Source organism: Arthrobacter sp. SLBN-112 (assembly GCF_030944625.1).
In the GTDB taxonomy this organism is placed as follows: domain Bacteria; phylum Actinomycetota; class Actinomycetes; order Actinomycetales; family Micrococcaceae; genus Arthrobacter.
In genome coordinates this window covers 3,166,381-3,185,112 of sequence record NZ_JAUSXY010000001.1, presented here as the reverse complement: position 1 = coordinate 3,185,112, position 18,732 = coordinate 3,166,381, and the positions used below count along the sequence as shown (strand labels likewise).

At 62.0% G+C, this 18,732-nt stretch carries 16 protein-coding genes and 3 pseudogenes; 12 read left to right on the top strand and 7 right to left on the bottom strand.

What is annotated here, in order from left to right; translation table 11 throughout:
- Positions 1-13 precede the first annotated feature (13 nt).
- Entirely contained in the window at positions 14-367 is a 354-nt protein-coding gene (locus QF050_RS20350; protein ID WP_374121530.1) for a sensor histidine kinase, read from the bottom strand.
- Positions 368-404: 37 nt separating this feature from the next.
- Positions 405-1,112: a response regulator gene (locus tag QF050_RS14915; protein ID WP_374121574.1), complete on the bottom strand. Its 708-nt coding sequence runs from the start codon at positions 1,110-1,112 to the stop codon at positions 405-407.
- A gap of 359 nt (positions 1,113-1,471) precedes the next feature.
- Here QF050_RS14915 and QF050_RS14910 point away from each other — a divergent pair.
- The 5 genes and pseudogenes from QF050_RS14910 to QF050_RS14890 form a co-directional block, all read left to right on the top strand.
- Positions 1,472-2,332: pseudogene (locus QF050_RS14910) on the top strand (ABC transporter substrate-binding protein); the annotation flags it as partial.
- A gap of 288 nt (positions 2,333-2,620) precedes the next feature.
- Complete coding sequence (locus QF050_RS14905; RefSeq protein WP_308932181.1) at positions 2,621-3,523, top strand: ABC transporter ATP-binding protein; 903 nt, start codon at positions 2,621-2,623, stop codon at positions 3,521-3,523.
- The gene (locus QF050_RS14900; protein WP_308931115.1) at positions 3,523-4,434 is read left to right on the top strand and encodes an ABC transporter permease; all 912 of its coding nucleotides are present in this window, start codon (positions 3,523-3,525) and stop codon (positions 4,432-4,434) included. Before QF050_RS14905 ends, QF050_RS14900 begins: the two co-directional genes overlap by 1 nt.
- 73 nt (positions 4,435-4,507) lie before the next feature.
- Complete coding sequence (locus tag QF050_RS14895) at positions 4,508-5,458, top strand: TauD/TfdA family dioxygenase (RefSeq protein WP_308931114.1); 951 nt, start codon at positions 4,508-4,510, stop codon at positions 5,456-5,458.
- Complete coding sequence (locus tag QF050_RS14890; protein ID WP_308931113.1) at positions 5,455-6,798, top strand: LLM class flavin-dependent oxidoreductase; 1,344 nt, start codon at positions 5,455-5,457, stop codon at positions 6,796-6,798. Before QF050_RS14895 ends, QF050_RS14890 begins: the two co-directional genes overlap by 4 nt.
- Positions 6,799-7,210: 412 nt before the next feature.
- On the opposite strand, the gene QF050_RS14885 is transcribed toward QF050_RS14890, so the two are convergent.
- The 5 genes and pseudogenes from QF050_RS14885 to QF050_RS14865 form a co-directional block, all read right to left on the bottom strand.
- Complete coding sequence (locus tag QF050_RS14885; protein ID WP_308931112.1) at positions 7,211-7,477, bottom strand: hypothetical protein; 267 nt, start codon at positions 7,475-7,477, stop codon at positions 7,211-7,213.
- A gap of 332 nt (positions 7,478-7,809) precedes the next feature.
- Positions 7,810-7,923 (bottom strand): annotated as a pseudogene (locus QF050_RS14880) (sugar phosphate isomerase/epimerase); the annotation flags it as partial.
- 26 nt (positions 7,924-7,949) lie between these two features.
- A pseudogene (locus QF050_RS14875) lies at positions 7,950-8,045 on the bottom strand (sugar phosphate isomerase/epimerase); the annotation flags it as partial.
- 126 nt (positions 8,046-8,171) lie between these two features.
- On the bottom strand, positions 8,172-9,194 hold the full coding sequence (locus QF050_RS14870) for a helix-turn-helix domain-containing protein (protein ID WP_308931111.1): 1,023 nt from the start codon (positions 9,192-9,194) through the stop codon (positions 8,172-8,174).
- 305 nt (positions 9,195-9,499) lie between these two features.
- A complete protein-coding gene (locus QF050_RS14865) occupies positions 9,500-10,762 on the bottom strand; it encodes an ROK family transcriptional regulator (protein ID WP_308931110.1) in 1,263 nt (420 codons plus the stop codon).
- Positions 10,763-11,013: 251 nt separating this feature from the next.
- On the opposite strand from QF050_RS14865, the gene QF050_RS14860 reads away from it, so the two are divergent.
- From QF050_RS14860 to QF050_RS14830, 7 genes are all read left to right on the top strand, one after another.
- Positions 11,014-12,147 carry a Gfo/Idh/MocA family oxidoreductase gene (locus QF050_RS14860; RefSeq protein WP_308931109.1) on the top strand — a complete coding sequence of 378 codons (1,134 nt, stop codon included), beginning with the start codon at positions 11,014-11,016 and terminating at the stop codon, positions 12,145-12,147.
- Positions 12,147-13,190, top strand: coding sequence for a Gfo/Idh/MocA family oxidoreductase (locus QF050_RS14855; protein WP_308931108.1), 1,044 nt, complete (start codon positions 12,147-12,149; stop codon positions 13,188-13,190). Before QF050_RS14860 ends, QF050_RS14855 begins: the two co-directional genes overlap by 1 nt.
- 26 nt (positions 13,191-13,216) lie before the next feature.
- Positions 13,217-14,374 (top strand): ABC transporter permease, encoded by a 1,158-nt coding sequence (locus QF050_RS14850; RefSeq protein WP_308931107.1) that lies wholly within the window; start codon positions 13,217-13,219, stop codon positions 14,372-14,374.
- A gap of 73 nt (positions 14,375-14,447) precedes the next feature.
- Entirely contained in the window at positions 14,448-15,443 is a 996-nt protein-coding gene (locus tag QF050_RS14845; protein ID WP_308931106.1) for a sugar ABC transporter substrate-binding protein, read from the top strand.
- A gap of 82 nt (positions 15,444-15,525) precedes the next feature.
- On the top strand, positions 15,526-16,377 hold the full coding sequence (locus QF050_RS14840) for a sugar phosphate isomerase/epimerase family protein (protein ID WP_308931105.1): 852 nt from the start codon (positions 15,526-15,528) through the stop codon (positions 16,375-16,377).
- The gene (locus QF050_RS14835; RefSeq protein WP_308931104.1) at positions 16,370-17,224 is read left to right on the top strand and encodes a sugar phosphate isomerase/epimerase family protein; all 855 of its coding nucleotides are present in this window, start codon (positions 16,370-16,372) and stop codon (positions 17,222-17,224) included. Before QF050_RS14840 ends, QF050_RS14835 begins: the two co-directional genes overlap by 8 nt.
- Positions 17,221-18,717, top strand: coding sequence for a sugar ABC transporter ATP-binding protein (locus QF050_RS14830; RefSeq protein WP_308931103.1), 1,497 nt, complete (start codon positions 17,221-17,223; stop codon positions 18,715-18,717). The genes QF050_RS14835 and QF050_RS14830 overlap by 4 nt, the downstream gene beginning before the upstream one ends.
- Positions 18,718-18,732 lie beyond the last annotated feature (15 nt).

Below are 18,732 nucleotides of genomic sequence, written 5' to 3'. Positions count from 1 at the left end.
GGGATTCCGCGTTTCAGCCGGAGCCGGGATCACCCATCGCGTCCATCTGGTCCCCGAGAAACAGGCGCACGCTCGTCCCTTCATCCTGGTTCCCTGCAATTTCAAGCCGCCCCCCGTGGGCTGCTGCGATGCGAGCACAAGTGGCCAACCCCAACCCGGATCCTGCCGGGTCCCCCTCCCGGTACAGACGCACGAGCGGTTCTACTACCCGGCCGCGGTCTCCCGCGGCGATTCCCTTACCGATATCCGCTACGCACACCACGACTCCGGCACCGGTTCGCTGCCCCCGGACACGAATCACCGGACGAACTCCGGAACGGGCATAGGCGACCGCGTTCTGAATCAAGTTTTGCAGCGCCGTGCGCATCTGTTCCTCGTCAGCCTCGAAGACAAAGTCATCACACTCAATGACCGCGCCCGCCTGCCGTAACCCCGAGGTTCAAGTCAACCGTGACCGCCCCCACCAGCTTCGCCAGCGAAAGTTGCCTTCTCTCCAAAGAACCACCGATGGAGGCGAATGCGAGAAGTTCCTCAACCATGGACAGCATGCGGCGAGGACTCGATCCCGCTATTTCCAGATACCTGGAGGTCTCCATTGGAAGAGGATCCGGATCCATGGTCGCCAGTTCCACATATCCAAGAATTGTGGTCAACGGGGTACGGAGGTCGTGGCTGACCCTTCCGGTAAAGGCAGCCAACCTCTCGTTGCTGACGGTTGCGGCACCCAAGGCTTGAGCCAGGTCGGCGTGCAGGGCTGTCACCCTGTGGGCAGCGAGGAGGCGGGTATGCAGGAGAAAGGGATCCAGGGGCTTGGTGACGTAATCATCGGCTCCAGCCTTCATGCCGGCGAGGACATCCTCCCGGGACCCATGGGAGGTCACGAGAACCAGGTACGTATAAGTATCCCTTTCGGCGGCGCGGATGGCGCGGCACAGGCTCAGTCCGTCCATCCCTGGCATCTGCAGGTCCGTCACAACCACGTGTGGGCGGCGCTTCTGGTACAGGTTCCAAGCACTATCGCCGTCACTGGCGGTGAGGCATTCATGCCGGGACTGTTCCACGGCGGCCTGGGCGCCCAGCAAGGACCCCGGATCATCATCGACGACGAGCATGTTGGAGGATTCGGTAAGGAAAGGGCTCGACGAGGGACTGTCTGTGACGGCTGAGACCTCTCGATCAGAAGGAGCTTGCCCGTAATCTTTCGTGCTTCCGTCGAAAATTTTTGCGGCCTGACAATGCCATGAACCGAACGGGCCGGCGCCGATGAAGCGCGGGCCGGCGTGCGTCGGCTTCACATTTCGTCGTCGGACCGCATCCGCGGCAGGTGCTTAAGGCAAAAGTTGACGGCGAAAGACCGAGTACTTGTAAGTAGGTTTCACTGCATTGCCCTGGGTGTCGCAGCGTGTCCGTAAGCGTCCAGGTTTCTCCGGGCGACGCCGCATGAGCTGGCGGTTACTCCCGGTTTCCCAGCATGAACAGCGCCCTTCTGCCCGCGTTTCATCTCTGCTCTCATGGTGGACACAGCCCGGCCGGACGAAGCGCCGGCCAACAGAATCCACACCGAAGCCCAGAAAGTCCCTTTATGAAAAATCCGTACATGTCCCGAAGAACCTTCTCCGTCCTCGGCGTGGCCGCGGCCATGTCCGTCTCCTTGGGAGTTTCCGGCTGTGGGGGACCGGCGGCCGCTCAGAACGGCTCCGGAGCGCCCGAAGTCACGGAACTGCGCTATGAAGGAGCAGCCAACAGCGTCAGCCTTCCCGAGCTCGCTGAGGACCTTGGCTACTTGGGCAACGTGAAGCTGAACTGGGTGGGAAACACCATTAGCGGCCCGGCCAGCATCCAATCCGCCGCCACCGGTGCCACCGACTTCGGTGGCGCGTTCTCCGGTGCCGTCGTCAAGCTCATCGAGGCCGGCGCCCCGGTTACGGCCGTCATCAACTACTACGGGGAGGATGAGAAGACTTTCAACGGCTTCTACGTCAAGGACGACAGTCCCATCCGGTCCCCGCGTGACTTGATCGGCAAAAAAGTCGGCGTCAACACCTTGGGTGCACACTCGGACGCAGTCCTGAACAGTTACCTGAAGAAGAACGGTCTAAGCCAGGACGACATCAAACAGGTCCAGCTGGTCGTGGTTCCCCCCAACGACACCGAGGAAGCCATCCGCCGCGGCCAAGTCGACGTCGGGGTCCTGGGCGGGGTGCTTCAGGACAACGCCGTTGCCAAGGGCGGGCTTCGTTCCCTTTTCAGCGATTTTGAGCTGTTCGGAACGTTTGCCGGCGGCCAGTACGTCCTGCGGAAAGACTTCATCCAGCAGAACCCGGAAACCACGAAGATCTTCACCACCGGCGTCGCCAAAGCCATCGAGTGGGAACGCAGCACCCCGCGCGATGAGGTCATCGCCCGCTTTACCAGCATCATCGAGAAGAGGCAGCGGAATGAAAGCACCGCGACGTTGAAGTACTGGAAAAGCGTTGGCGTGCCGGACAAGGGAGCCATCACCGACCAGGACTTCAGCCGCTGGTCAGACTGGCTGAAGGACACCGGCATCGTCACCGCGCGACATCACACCGTCCAAGTACTACACCAACGAATACAACGGATTGCTGAAGGCCTCATCATGACGCAGAGTTCCGCACCCAAAATCAGTCTGCAGAACGTCGGGAAGACCTTCACCGTCAGGCCCACCAAGGACGCCCCGCTCGGCTCGACACTGACGGCCCTGGACGGGATCACCCTCGACGTCGCTGCCGGCGAATTTCTCACATTGGTGGGTCCCAGCGGGTCCGGGAAAACCACGCTCCTGGACTTGTTGGCCGGGCTGACCCGGCCAGATACCGGAAAGGTCCTGCTGGACGGCAAAGAGGTCACCGGGCCGGGCAAGGACCGGGCCGTCGTCTTCCAGCAATACGCACTGTTTCCCTGGCGCACGGCCGCGGCCAACGTCTCCTTCGGTCTGGAAGGTCCAGGAAAGGACGGCAAACGGCTCAGCCGCAAGGAACGCGCCGAGAAGGCCCGCATCTACCTTGACCTTGTGGGTCTGGCCGGTTTCGAAGACCGTTACCCGCACGAACTCTCCGGCGGAATGAAGCAGCGCGTGGCCATCGCCAGAAGCCTCGCCTATGAGCCGGACGTCCTGCTGATGGACGAGCCGTTCGCCGCCCTGGACGCCCAGACGCGCGAACAGCTGCAGGAAGAACTGCTGCGGATCTGGCGGACAACCGGGAAAACCATCATCTTCATCACCCACGGCATCGATGAAGCGGTCTACCTGGGCCAGCGCGTCGCCGTGCTCAGCTCACGCCCGGGCAGGCTCAAGGAAATCGTCCCGATCAACCTCGGAGACCGGACCGGGGACCGTGACGTCCGATCCGACGCGGCGTTCGTGGAGCAGCGGCACAAGGTCTGGGCGCTCCTTCACGACGAAGTCCTCAAGGCCCGGCAGGCCGGTCACGCGAAGATCCTCCCCGATGGCACCGCCCCCGATGAAGCCCCGCAATCTCTCCGCGGAAAGGCAGCCTAATGAGCGTCCCAACCCTGACCACAGACACACACTCCACCGCCCAAGCCCCCGCAACCGCGCCGGCAGCCGGTGAACCGGACCGGCACGGAAGCCCTGCCACCGCCGTCGGGCTTTCCCGGATCAAGCGCGGAGCACTCAACGGCGGCCGGGCCCTCTGGAGGGCCGGTGCGATCCTGCTGTTCCTGCTCTTGTGGGAACTCGGACCGCTCTACCTCGCCCCCGCCTCCACCCGGGTGTTCCTGCCGCCACTCCAAGATGTCCTGGCCGCGCTGGGCTCATTGATCGCTAAAGGCCAGCTGCAGAACCACCTCGGCGCCAGCCTCAGCCGGTCGGCGAGCGGATTCGGCATCGCCGTGGTGTCCGCCATCGTACTTGGCCTGCTGGTGGCCTGGTACGGAGCCCTTGACCAGTTCCTGAACCCCCTGCTCGAAGTGTTCCGGAATACCGCCGCGCTGGCCCTGCTCCCTGTGTTCACCCTGCTGCTCGGGATCGGCGAAACCTCCAAGATCAGCATCGTCGCCTACGCCGCGTTCTTCCCGGTGCTCCTGAACACCATCGCCGGAGTGAGGACCGTGGACCCGTTGTTGATCCGCGCGGCCCGGTCGCTCGGACTGTCGAACTTCACGCTCTTCCAGAAAGTCATCCTTCCATCAGCAGTCCCAACTATCTTTACCGGCATCCGAATGGCCGGCACCTCATCAATCCTTGTCCTCATCGCCGCCGAGATGGTCGGGGCAAAGGCAGGCCTGGGCTACCTCATCGTCAACTCACAAAGCAGCTTCCTCATCCCGGACATGTACGCCGGCATCCTGACCGTTTCATTGCTCGGGCTGGCCGTGAACTACCTGCTCGTTGCGGTCGAACGCCGGTTCTCCCGCTGGCGCACCGCCGTCGGCTCCGGAAACGGCTGAGCAAACACGCAAGCACCATCCCCTGAACCACAACGCACAGAACCAAACGTACTGAACTGCAAAGGAACCCATCATGTCCGTCATCACTGAAACCAAACTCGAATTCACCAAACTCGGCTCCCGCATCGGCGCGGAAATCCGCGGACTGGACCTCAGCGCCGATCTAAGCGACGCCACCATCGCCCGGATCCGCGACGCCTTGAACAAGCACAAGGCCCTCGTCTTCCGGGAAGCAAACGTGCTCGACGACGACGCGCAGGTCCGCTTCGCCAGCCGCTTCGGCCCGCTCACCAACGCCCACCCCACCGTGGCGTCCGTGGACGGCAAACCGGCTGTCCTCCCGGTGGACAGCGAAAACGGCAGCGCCAACAACTGGCATACCGACGTCACATTCGTGGTCAACCCGCCCCAGGCCTCCACCCTGCGCAGCATCACCCTGCCTGCCTACGGCGGGGAAACGCTCATCGCGTCCTCCGCCGGGGCCTATCAGGACCTTCCGGACGAGCTCCGTAATTTCGCGGACACGCTCTGGGCCATCCACACCAACGACTATGACTACTCGGTACCCAAGAACCTCGAACACGCCAACGCCGAGGAACGCCGCAAAGAATTTACCCGCATCCACTTCGAGACCGCCCACCCCGTCGTCCGCGTCCACCCACTGACGGGGGAGCGGGGCCTGTTCATCGGCGGGTTCGCCCAGCGGCTAAGGATCGTGGGCCTCTCCAACACCGAATCCAAAGACATCCTCCGGCTCCTCCAGGCCTACATCACCCGGCCGGAGAACGTGGTCCGGGTGAACTGGGAACCGGACCAGCTTGTCCTCTTCGACAACCGCATCACCCAGCACTACGCCCCGGACAACTACGACGGCCAGCCCCGCCAACTGAACCGGGTGACCGTTGCCGGGGACATCCCCGTGGGTGTGGACGGACGCCACAGCACACCCATCAAGGGAGACTCGTCCTCCTACTCCGAAACCGTCGTCGTTGACGAGTCCGCGTTCGCCGGGGCACAGCGATGACCGCCGGGCGCAGGCAGCTTCACCTCAACGCCTTCCTGATGAGCACCGGCCACCACGAGGCATCATGGCGGCTACCGGAAAGCGACAGCCACTCGGGAACCGATGTGGGCCATTTCCAGCGGCTGGCGCAGAGCGCCGAACGCGGGAAACTGGACTCCATCTTCTTCGCTGACTCCCCGGTGTTGCACGGCGACGTAACCCAACGGCCATACGGGAGCCTGGAGCCGACAGTCCTGCTTGCAGCGATAGCGGCCGTCACGGAACGGATCGGGCTCATTGCCACCGCGTCCACCACCTACAACGAACCGTATAATCTCGCCCGGCGCTTCGCTTCCGTGGATCAGATCAGCGGTGGCAGGGCGGGATGGAACGTGGTCACCACAGCCGGGGACGCGGCGGCGAAGAACTTCTCCCTGGCCGGCCAGCCTGCACACTCTGAACGCTACGAACGGGCCGCGGAGTTCCTGGACGTCGCCAAGAAGCTCTGGAACAGCTGGGAGGAGGACGCCGTCGTAGCGGACAAGGCAGCCGGCGTCTGGGCGGACAACACCCGAGTGCACCCGGCCAACCACGTCGGCCGGTACTTCCAGGTAGAGGGTGCCCTGGACGTCCCGCGATCCCGGCAAGGACACCCCGTGATCGTGCAGGCCGGCTCCTCGGAGAACGGCAAAGACTTCGCCGCCCGCTATGCCGAAGCGGTCTTCACCGCACACCAAACCCTCGGGGACGCCCAGGCCTTCTACTCAGACTTGAAGCAGCGGACAGCAGAAGCCGGCCGGAATCCGGAAGCGATCAAGATCCTGCCCGGCATCGTCCCGCTCATCGCCTCAACCCAAGAGGAAGCGCACCGGCTTGAGCAGGAACTCGATGACCTCATCCTGCCTGAATACGCCCGCAACCAGCTCGCAGGGGTGTTGCGGGTTCCGGCGGAGTCCCTGCAACTGGACGCCGAATTGCCGGCCGGGCTGCCCTCGGAGGACCAGATCGAAGGTGCCAAAAGCAGGTACACCTTGATCGTGAACCTCGCCCGGAGGGAGCACCTCACCGTACGCCAGCTCATTGGGCGGCTCGGCGGCGGCCGCGGGCACCGGACCTTCGCCGGCACCCCCGACCAGGTGGCCGACACGATCCAGGAATGGTTCGAAGCCGGCGCCGCGGACGGGTTTAACATCATGCCACCTGTGCTGCCCTCCGGACTGGACATCTTCGTGGACCACGTCGTTCCCATCCTGCAGGACCGGGGACTCTTCCGGCGCGAATACTCAGGACGGACCCTCCGCGAGCACTTTGGGCTGGCCAAACCAGCCAATACTTTCAGCCCAGTACCGCTACCGGTCTAAACGAGAAGAGGTAACAACTGCACCTCCTAAAGCAGCGCGCGGAATACCGCGCACAGCTTGGGAGGTGCGGTCTTTTAAGAGGTCGTCACTCCGGCGCGCAGGCTTATAGGCGTTACTCCAGCTAGGAACGACGCGTAAAAGCGAATTTCGGGCCGGATTATTCACCTCCGTCCACCGCCTGGCGACGATGACGCTCCCGTTGGCCCTACGCCGACCGAAGCCTGTCGTCTTTTGACTCGAACCCCGAGCCCAACGCACCACCGATGAGCGCCGCCGACGTTGTCATCCATGCGACTCGCAAAGTCCCAAACAGTCACGGGATGTTGCAGGGTCAGTAAGGCACCGTCAATCGTAAATGCCGCGGCCAGCAGCACGGCCACGAACAGCAGGATGTAGCCGATCACGACGCCGATCAGCGGAACCCGATCGGCCCGTCGTCAAGAACAGCGGCGTTGATTTGCCGCGATTGCTGCAACGAGGGCGGCCTGAATTCCCCGGCGTCGTCCTCGGGTTCGAAGTGGCGGTGGATCGCCCCGCCGAGGTCGGCGACGACTGTGCGGACCCGGCGGTCGATGTTGACTGTGCCGAGCGCGGGCAAGGAAAGCAGCGAGCGAGATTCAGAGTTACCGGGGAAGAGACCTGGTGTTGGGAACAGCAACTCAGCGTTCTCCAATTGCATGCCTGCAAACCGGCTGACCGCCGTCGAATCGATCCGACGGCAACGTCTGCCTCAACCGCCCGCCCCGCAATATCCTCAACCCGAAGTGCTCGCTGCGGAAGGAAAGTCATGGGTCTGGACACTGGGGCGGACACGACCTAAACGGTCGATGCATCCCCTGCCTGAGGTAGAGGCGGTGATTCTGGTCATTCAGCCCGACGATGCCGTGGGGATGAAGGACCAGAATCGGGCCCCGACACTTGCCTGAACTACAAAGTGCGTTGCCCGAAGGCCCTAGCTTCGAGGTTGGTCTCGACTGATGCTCAAGTTCGTTGCCCTAGAAGCAGAGACGTTCAGTCTTTGCTGCTGAAGGCGGCGTCGAAGCTGGTCTGGGAGGCGGGGAAGTCGTACTTTTTCAGGACGGCGAGTGCTTCGGGGGCGCCGTGTAGCCGATCCATGCCAGCGTCCGACGGCTGGCCAGTAGGTATCTACTTAGTTCCTTGGCCGCAGTGATGATTTCGTCCTGGTCCTGGCTTATCAGGTGCGCGTGGTTGGACGGCGCGGTAAGGCCGTTCTCCTTCAGGGCTGCATTACAGAACGGCTGACCTTCCCTGCTGCATCAAGCCGGGCTGCCGGCACAGGTCAAGGTGGGAAATGTCCGAGCAGGTAGACCGAGCGTCGGTCTGACTGTCCCAGTTTTAGCGCGGTTTGAGCGCTAGGGGTTTAGTGACTCCCGGAGCTGTTGCAGCGCGACACGAACGGCAGTCTCGGATCGATGGATCTCCCTCACGTTCATTCCCGTGAACTCTTTCACTGCACGGCGCATGCTTTGCACATTGGTGAATCCGCACGTCGTCGCGATTTCTGAGTAAGTGATCCCATGGGCGCCGGGCTGAAGGAGGAGCTCGAGGGCTTTGCGCGTTCTCAACGCGCGAATCCGTTCACCCAGGTGGAGTTCTTCATTCTCGAAATAGTAGAAAAGAGAGCGACGGGAGAGGTTGAACCTTTCGGCGACCATTGCCACATCCAAAATGGGGTTGTCATAAGCGGAATCGAGGTATTTCTTCACCGCCCGACTTAGGGCCGGTTTCTGCGCCTCATCGTCGACCGGGGTTTCGAGCAGGGAGCCCACCAGGGTCGCCATCACCGAACGGAGGATATCTGAGGTTCCCGATACCGCATGATCTATGCCTGGCCGCTTCCAACTCATCAGCGCAGGGATCACGAAAGTGCCCACAATTGGGTGTTTTGCGAGGTCGGGCAGGCGAAACAGGGAGCGCAGTTCGGCCTCACTCACGTTCAGGCTGCTGCGGTCGATGTTTAGCTGCAAGGCGTGAAAACCCTCGGGCGCATCAAATCTTCCGCCCCGCGAGGTGTCGATGAACCTGACGGAGCCCGGCGATACTGGCTCAGGCACGCCGTTGACAGCGAGCGTTAGCCCCGCCGCCTTGCGGAAGTAGGCCAGGCGCAGATCCGTGGTGTCGGGATTCGGCGCCCACGATCCCAACGCGGGAGGGGTGTGCATTTCTATGAGGCTGAAACCCGGCCCGGCGAAATTAATGGCTGAAGGATTGAAGGACACAGGAGTCTTAGGTACCGCTTTTTCCAGCCGCATCGGGGTCTCGACGGCATTGCCGTACCATGCTCGCCAGTGTTCGAACCTTTGTTCGGGATTGAGCCCCTCCGGCACGGCATATCGTCGCAGACGGCCACTGTTCCCGTTTCCAGATTGAGGCATGCCATCCTCCTTCAACAGCCGAGCCATGCTGGCCTTGGGACCAGCCACGACGCCTGACGAAGCGTTTGCGGGGGACCGTAAGACTGGCCGAAGGAACCTCAGCTGTTAGAACTATTTTACGTTGTACAGACACCTTTGATTGGTGCGTTGAAGAGTTTGTTCGGCACCTCTCACACGAATATTGGCGCCGCTGCCGAGGCCCGGTTGAGCATGCGATTGAACAGTTCGGGTGCTGGAAAAAGCGGCCCAATCCACCGCTAAAAGCTTGCCGGGCTGTCTTACGCCATCTTCCTTCGGAGAAGGAATCAAGGAAGTGCGTCCTGTAATTGTTTGGCCCCCACGTCCGGGAGCGATTCCGATGTCTGGGCAACGTGCTCCTCTTTCTGGAGGCCGCGTCCGCCGGAATGCGGCCTGGCTGCGAGGTCATTGACTCGGTGGGGGGCGAGGACATATTCGACGGCCAAGATGCTGGCACCAACTACTCCAGCTTCCGGCCCGGTTTCGGATTGGGTGATATTCAGGTGCTGGGTCGCCAACGGCGTTGAACGAGCATAGACCGTTTCGCGGATCCCGGCGATCAAGTGTTCTCCGGATTGTGCAAGCGATCCTCCCACAACAATTAAGGAGGGGTTGATAAAGCTCACGCACATGTTGAGCATTTCCCCGATGTCGCGGCCAGCCTGCCGGACGGCTTGAATAGCAGCCAAATCGCCAGAACGAACGAGCGAGACGACGTCATTTCCGGTGATCGCCTTGAGTCCGTTCTTGCGGAGCTGCGCTGCGATGGCCGGTGCGCCTGCTATGGCCTCCAGGCAGGCGTTCTTGCCGCAGCGGCATTGTATTCCTGCCCCTCTGGAAACAGCGATATGGCCGACGTCTCCAGCGACCCCTGCCGCACCTCGCTGCAGTATGCCTCCACTAACAACCCCTGAGCCGATACCGGTAGCGACCTTAAGGAAGATCATGTTGTCCTCAGTGGGCCAGCGTGTCGCCCGCTCCCCGAGGGCCATGAGGTTGACGTCGTTGTCAACGAGTACGGGAACGTTGAAGGTCTGTTGAATGTAAGCGGGGACATCGAATCCGTCCCATCCCGGCATGATCGGCGGGCTGATCGGCTTTCCGGTGGAGTGTTCTACCGGACCCGGTAGTCCAATGCCGACAGCGATCATGTCCGTTGCTGGACGCTTCATCGCGTTCAGATGACCGGTCAGCGTCATGGTCAGCCAGTCCAGAACAGCTTCCGGTCCGCACGAAATCTCAAGTCGTTCAGTGGTTTCAACGAGTACCCCTCCCGACAGGTCCGTGAGAGCCACCGTCGCGTGTGTGGCGCCGACATCAGCGGCAGCTGCCAATCTTGCACCCGGATTAAAGGCTAATCGTGCTGAAGGGCGGCCCCCAGTGGAAGGCGCGCCCGATACGGGCGCAACCAGTCCGAGACCTAAGAGCGTCTCAAGGCGCGAACTGATGGCAGCCCGGCCCAAGCCCGTTATCCCGGCCAGGTCAGCCCTCGTTCGCGGCCGTCCATCCCGCAGGATGTGCAAAAGTTCGCCGGGGCCGCCGTTGTCCATGTCTCTCCAATTCGGGGCTCGAAAAAGGTGAACGGTGAGACTGAAGTCTTGACACATCAGGCTCACAGGACCCCGAAGGGCCCGCATCTCCACTCAGTGTCAAGGTGCCCACTCGTTCCCGTCCACTCGTCGATGCCCGCAGCATCAAAAAGTGCAACTTCGGGGCTGACTCAATCGCCAACAGCGTCAAAAGGTGCAGACTTTTGCTGGATCACTGACGAAAGGTACGTGGCGCGTGCCACTGTTTCGGCATGGAAAACGACAGAACCACGACAGCCCCCTCCCGGTTACGGGCCGGGTTCGTCGGAGCCGGGTTCATGGCCGAGGTGCACAGCCGGGCCGCCCGTGCCGCCGGGGCGGAAACCGCCGGCATCGCGTCCTCGAGCCCCGCCAGCGCCGCCCGCGCCAAGGACCGTCTGGGCATCGAGCAGGCTTACGCCTCCGTCCAGGACCTCATCATGGACGATGCGATCGATGTCATCCACGTGTGCACCCCGAACGCCACCCACCTGGCCTTGGCGGAGGCCGCACTGGCGGCCGGTAAGCACGTGGTCTGCGAGAAGCCTCTGGCTACCAATGTGCGCGATGCCGCCCGTCTGGTGGAGCTGGCCGCCAAGGCCGGAACAATCGCGACGGTTCCGTTCGTCTACCGCTTCCACCCCATGGTTCGGGAAGCCCGGGAACGTATTGCCTCCGGCCAGACGGGACGGATCTCCACGATCCAGGGGTCCTATCTTCAGGACTGGCTGCTGTCCCGGGGGGACGACAACTGGCGGGTGGACGCCGCTCTCGGCGGCCCGTCACGCGCTTTCGCTGACATCGGCTCCCACCTGTGCGACCTGATCGAATTCGTCACCAATGACCGGATCACCCGGGTCGGCGCACTAAGCCGCACGCTCTTCTCCGGCCGGGCAAACCACGCTGATGTCAAGACTGAAGACCTCGTCACGGCAGTCTTCGAAATGCGCAATGGTGCCGTCGGAAACCTCCTGGTCAGCCAAGTCGCTCCTGGACGGAAAAACCGGCTGATGATCGAGGTTTCCGGCTCCGAAACCACTGTGCAGTTTGACCAGGAAGCACCCGAGACGCTGTGGCTGGGCAAACGGGCCGGCTCGCAGCTGCTTCTTCGCGACCCGGACGCGCTTAGCCCCGAAGCGGCACGCCTCAGTGTCCTCCCGGCAGGGCATCCGCAGGGTTATCAGGATGCCTTCAATGCATTCGTCGCCGATACCTACGCCACCATCGGCGGGGAAACCCGCGAGGGTCTGCCCACATTCCGGGACGGCCTCCGAGCCGCCCTCCTTACCCAAAGCATCCTCGAATCCAACAACAGCGGTCGCTGGACCGAGGTTCCAGACATCAAACAATTAGAAGGAGTGCAGTAGTGAAAATCATTCAAGTAGGCCTCGGCGCATGGGGCGCTTCATGGCTGAACGTCATTCACCAAAGCAAGACCTGGGAACTGGCCGGCGTTGTCGACGTCAACCGGGACGCCGCTCGGGCCGCAGGTGAGCAGTATGGAATCCCCGCCTACGCCACTATCGAGGAGGCTTTGAACCACAAGGACTCTTTCGACGCGGTTCTGGTCATCGTTCCACCCGAATACCACGCGGCGGTGGCTGTCCCGGCCCTCGAAGCTGGTGTGCACACACTGATTGAGAAGCCCCTCGCGCACAACCTTGAGGACGGCATCCGCATTATCGAAGCGGCGGAGAAGTCCGGCAAGCACGCCATGGTTTCCCAGAACTACCGTTTCAAGCGCGCCGCACGGACCGTGCAGCGCCTCATCAGCGAAGGGGTGATCGGAGATCTTGAGCAGGTATTCATCGACTACAAGAAGAACCCGCCGTTCGAAGGCTTTCGGCTCGAAATGGATGAGCCCCTCATCGTCGATGCGATGATCCATCACCTGGACCAGCTTCGCGGGATCGTGGGTGTAGAACCCACTGCCGTGCGTGCACGGTCCTGGAACACGGCAACTTCCCGGTTCAAGGGCAACTCCTCTGCCATCGTGCAGTTCGACTGCGACAACGGTGCCCGTGTCGTTTACACGGGTTCGTGGAGCTCCTACGGCCCGCAGACCAGCTGGGACGGCGACTGGGAAATCCAGGGCAGCAAGGGCGCCATCACTTGGAAGAACAACGAGGTCACCATCGACTTCGCCTCACTGTTCGACACCGTGTTCCTTGCCGGTGCGGTGGAACGCTCTGGCGTCATGCATGTCGACCTGGATGCCTTGCCGGTCGAGGAACGGTTGGGAACACTCGCTGCGTTCCGCGACGCCATCGAAACCGGGCAGAAGGCGGAGACGGACGTCACCGACAATATCCAGAGCCTGCAGCTGGTCATGGCTACCGCCGCTTCCGCCCGACAGAACGGGGCACCGATTCCCTTGAAGACCAACGCCGAACTTTTCGGCAGCAACTAGCACTTCCGACCCGAGGGAGTGTCGAAATGACTGGAGAAACAACCATGCAGCCACAATCAGCCACCGGCGCAGCCGGCACGGTTAACAGCAAGGCTGGCCCCGGCAAGTCCGGGGACGAGACCCGATCAAAGCTTTCCGGTGTCGGCAGCTTCATCGGCGCGCAAGGTCTGCTCGTCGTTGTCCTGCTCTTCGGTGTACTGCTGACCTTCCTCAGCCCGGTGTTTCTGACCCCGGTGAACCTGGTCAACCTGCTCTACCAGTGCACCATCCTGGGCGTATTTGCCATCGGCATGACCTTCGTGATCCTGACAGGGGGCATCGACGTCTCTGTAGGTTCTACTGCGGCCCTGGCCTCCGTGCTGTCCATGGGCATCATCGTGAAGATGAACATGCCCGCCGAAGTCGGCCTCCTTACCGGCCTGGCCGTCGGCGGGGTAGTGGGGGCCCTGAACGGGCTGATGGTCACGAAACTAGGGATTTCCCCTCTGATCGCAACCCTTGCTACCTTGTCCGCCGGATCCGGCATAGCCTTCGCCTACACCGATGGCGGCAACATCACCCCGGTTCCAAAACTGCTGACCAACGCGGTCAGCGCAAAAATCGCCGGCGTCCCCTTGCTCATCCCGGCGGTGCTGCTGCTTGCTTACCTGGCACACCTGGCGCTGACCCGCACCACCTACGGGCGCTCCATCTACGCCGTTGGCGGAAACAAAGAAGCCGCACTGCTGGCCGGTATCCGGGTGGACCGGGTAACCATGAACGCCTACGTCATCGCCGGCCTCTCCGCCGGCATGGCGGGCCTGCTGCTCACCGGCCGCCTGGCCTCAGGCAGCCCTCGTGCCGGCGATGGCATCGAACTGACCATCATCGCGGCCGTCGTCATCGGCGGCACCAGTCTCTTTGGCGGGCAGGGCAACATCAAGGGCACGCTCCTGGGGGTGCTCCTGATCGCCATGGTCTCCAACGCTGTGAACCTTCTCGGCATCCCGTCCTCCTACGACAAAATCGTCCAAGGCGTCGTCATTTTCGCTGCCGCCGCCCTGGACGTCTATCGCTACAAGTACGTCAAACGGAACCTCTCGAGGAAGCGCAAGATCGGACCCCGGCCCGTGGCAGATCAGAAAACTGTGAGTCCCGAGATCACGGAAACCGGCCAGGACCATCCCGCCGGGACACCGGCCTAGCCTCCTCCAAACGACCGCGAGGCTGCACGACCGGTGCACCCCCGTCGGAATAACCTACAGAAAGAGCAAGTCAATGAAGACCTCACCTAAATTGGCGATCCTTGCGGCAGTGTCCGCCGCCACCATCGCCCTCAGCGGTTGCGGCGCATCCCCCTCTTCATCGGGCCAGGACGCCAGCGGCGGAGCCAAGCCAAAAAAGATCGCGGTATTGCTCTACAGCCAGAGTTTTGAATTCATGGTCGCCCTCGGACAAGGCATCAAGGACAGGGCCAAAGAACTCAACGTCGACGTGACCGTCCTGGACGCCAAGGGCGATTCCAGCACCCAGATCAGTCAGATCCAGGACCAGCTCGCCAAGGGCGTGGACGGCATCGTATTGAGCCCGAACAACTCGGCCGAGTTGGCTCCTGGGGTCCAGATGATCCACGACGCCGGTAAGACGGTCACCACGGTCGACTCCGTGATTCCCGGCGACGTCGCCGACGCGGCCGTCGCCTTCGACAACAAGAAAGCTGGAAAGCTCGGCGCCGAGGCCCTGGCCAAGCTGATGGGGAACAAGGGAACGGTACTCGAATACCAGGGAGCGAAGGGCGCCTACCACGCTATTCTCCGCGGCGAGGGCTTCACTGAAGGCATCCAGCAGAACCCCGGCATCAAGGTTATTTCCCGCGACGCGCAGTGGACAGCCGACAACGCCCTGTCTCTGACGGTGGACAACTTCACCTCGGATCCGAGCATCAACGGCCTCTTTAGCCACAACGATGAAATGGTCCGCGGCGTCGTCTCCGGCCTCTCTCAGATCAACAAGGCCGCCCCCGTCGGCGCAGCCGGTCACATCCCGCTCGTCGGAGTGGACGGCACACCGCTGGCGCTGGACCGGATCCGCAAGGGCGTCCAGGACGCCACCATGGACCAAAACCCGTTCGAGATGGGCGCCCTCGCCCTGCAGGCCGAGGTCGACATTCTGGACGGAAAGCAGGTCCCCAAGACCCAGCTGACCGACACCCGACTCATCACCAAGGAAAACGTTGATGACCCCAAGCTCTGGGGAAACATCTTCAAAAACTAGGCCAGTCCGGCTCAACTAACCCGGATGGGCCAGGCACCACTGTCTGGCCCATCCAGCACCCACAGTAATTCAAGGAGAAAATGTGTCCCGCTTCAAGTATTCCTACAACGCCATCGTCTACTACCAGGAAGACATCGCCAAGGGAATCGACCGCGTCGCCCGTTACGGCTACGACGCCATCGAACTCGTCGGAGAACCGGCAACCCACAACGTCGAGGAGATCAACAAGCTGACCAAGGATGCCGGTATCGACGTGAGTTCAATCTGCAGCATCTGGTTCGGGGAAGAACGCGACCTGATCAACCCCAGCGCCTCCTACCGGCAGAAGGCCCTGGATTACGGCAAGTCTGTCGCCGACTTCGCCGCCGCCGTCGGAGCTCCGACCATCATCGTCGGACCGTCCCCGGTGGGCAAGACTGAGGCCCTGGCCAGCGATGAACAGGAATGGGAATGGGCAGTGGAGAACGTCCGCACGCTCGGCGAGTACGCGGCCACTGTCGGAATCAACATCACCCTCGAACCGTGGAACCGCTACGAGACGCACTTCCTGAACCGGCTCGACCGCGCCGTTGAGCTCCTGGACGCGACCGGTCTGACGAACGCCGGTGTCCACGGCGACCTGTTCCACATGAACATCGAGGAAGACACCATCCATGGCGCCTTCGCCCGTGCTGGCAGCAAGGTCAACCATGTCCACCTGGCCGACTCAAACCGGGCAGCCCCCGGCGTAGGGCACATCGACTTCCGTCCGACACTCCAGACGCTGAAGGACATCAACTTCGACGGCTACCTGACCTTCGAACTCCTGCCCGCCGCCTCGAACCCCTTCGCCATGATGGCACGCGGCGGCCACCTGGAATTCCTGGACCCCTACACCGAAAAGGCCATCAACGAAATGAAGAAGCTGGAACAGGAGCTGTGGCCCAATGAGTAAATACGAATTCGGGGTCAGCACCTTCATCCTGGTCTCCCCGTTCACCGACCAGGACGTTGACCAGTTCGATGTCGCAAAAGAGATGGGCTACGACCTGATCGAGGTCTGCATTGAAGACCCGGCCGTAGTAAGTGCGGAAGCACTGAAAAAGGCCTCGGAACGGACCGGGCTGCCCGTGTCGATCTGCGGTGCGTTCGGACCGGACCGCGACGTATCCCACGAGGACCCCCAGAAGCGGCGGCAGGGCATCGACTACCTGAAACTCTGCGTCGACATCGCCCAAGCCGTCGGATCTCCTCACGTGGCCGGTCCGATGTACTCCGCCACCGGCAAAGCCCGGCTGCTTCCCACGGATGAACGCCGGCAGCAGCGCCAGTGGGCCGCGGACAGCCTCCGGGAAGTGGCAGACTACGCGGCCGAACGCGGCGTCACCCTGGCCATAGAACCGCTCAATCGATTCGAAACCGATCTGGTCAACACCGTCGAACAGGGGCTGGAACTGTGCGAGCTGATCGGGCGTGAGAACGTCGGGCTCATGCTCGACACCTTCCATATGAACATCGAAGAGAAGCACATCGGTGAAGCCATCACGGCAGCCGGTGACAAGGTATTTCACTTCCAGGTGTCAGAGAACGACCGCGGAACGCCCGGAAGCGGCCACGTCCCTTGGTCCGAAACCTTCGCTGCGCTCGAGTCGATCGGTTACCAGGGCTCCATCGTCGTCGAGTCGTTCCTGCCCACTGTTGAAGAAATCGCCAAAGCTGTGTCCCTCTGGCGCCCTGTAGCGCCCTCCATGGACGCGCTGGCCCGTGACGGACTCACGTTCCTGAGGAGGGAATTGCCGTGACCGAAAAGCCCGGAGCCGCTCCGGCCATTGTCGAAGCACGCAATCTTGTAAAACTGTTCCCGGGCGTTGTTGCCCTCTCCGGCATGAACTTTGAGCTTCATGCCGGAGAGGTGCACTGCGTTGTCGGCGAAAACGGCGCCGGCAAATCCACGCTGATTAAGACACTGAGCGGGTTTTACACTCCTGACGAAGGTGGCGTGTATGTGGATGGCGAACTCATGCCGTCCAGCACAGTTGCCTCCAAAGCCGCTGGCATCGCCACCATCTACCAGGAGCACAACCTCGTGCCGGACCTCTCCGTGGCGGAGAACATTCTTCTGGGCAACTGGGGCGGCAAAAAAGGATTCCTTTCCCGGCGCGACATCCGCAAACGTGCCCGGAAAGCCCTCGACCAGGTCGCGCCCCATCTCAACCTGGACACCCCAGCCATGGCACTGTCCACGGTGGACGGTCAGATGGTGGAAATCGCGCGCGCCATTGCCCAGGACGCCAGGGTCATCATCATGGACGAGCCAACCACTGCCCTGACCGAGCAGGACGTCGAGAAGCTCTACAAGCTCGTCAACGAGCTACGGGGTAAGGGCCTGGCGATCATGTACGTTTCCCACAAGCTGGAGGAAGTATTCACCCTTGCCGACAAGATCACCGTCATCCGTGAAGGCAAAACCGTCGCGTCCTCCCTTCCCGCGGGTGAGCTCGACGCGCGCTCCGTCGTGCAGCTGATGGTGGGCAAGGACGTCGACCTTTACGAGCACATTCCCCGCGAACGCGGTGAACTTGTTCTTGAGGCGCGCGGCCTGAGCCGTGCAGGCGCTTTCGCGGACGTGGACCTGAAGCTGCACGCCGGCGAAATCGTCGGACTGGCCGGACTCGTCGGCGCCGGCCGTACAGAGGTCGCACGCTGCATCTACGGCGCCGACAAGGCCGACGCAGGAACCGTCGAGATCGGCGGCCGAAAGCTTCGCCTCCAAGATGCGACCGCGGGAATCGCAGCGGGAATCGCCCTCGTCCCCGAGGAACGGAAGCTGCAGGCCATCATCCCTATGCTGTCCATCCGGGAAAACACCACGCTGACACTCCTGAAGCAGGTCAGCAGGTACGGAGTGCTGAAGCGCGGCTACGAAAGAACAATGGTCGCCAAGTACATCAAGGAACTCGATGTGCGCACCCCGTCGGCAGAAACTCCGATCCAGTCCCTGTCCGGCGGAAATCAGCAAAAGGTCATAATCGCCCGCTGCCTTGCCAGCAATCCCAAAGTATTGATCCTGGACGAGCCAACCAAAGGCATCGATATCGGCGCGAAGGCCGAGATCCATCGACTTATTGAACAGCTCGCCCGACAAGGGGTGGCAGTGCTCGTCATCTCGAGCGAACTCCCAGAGCTGCTCGAACTCTCCGACCGGGTGATGGTCATGCGTGCCGGGCGGGTCGTGGCAGAACTGGGCAAAGCCCAAGCAACCAAAGAAAACGTTATCGCTTACGCCGCGGCCTAAGCGGTCCCATCTGAA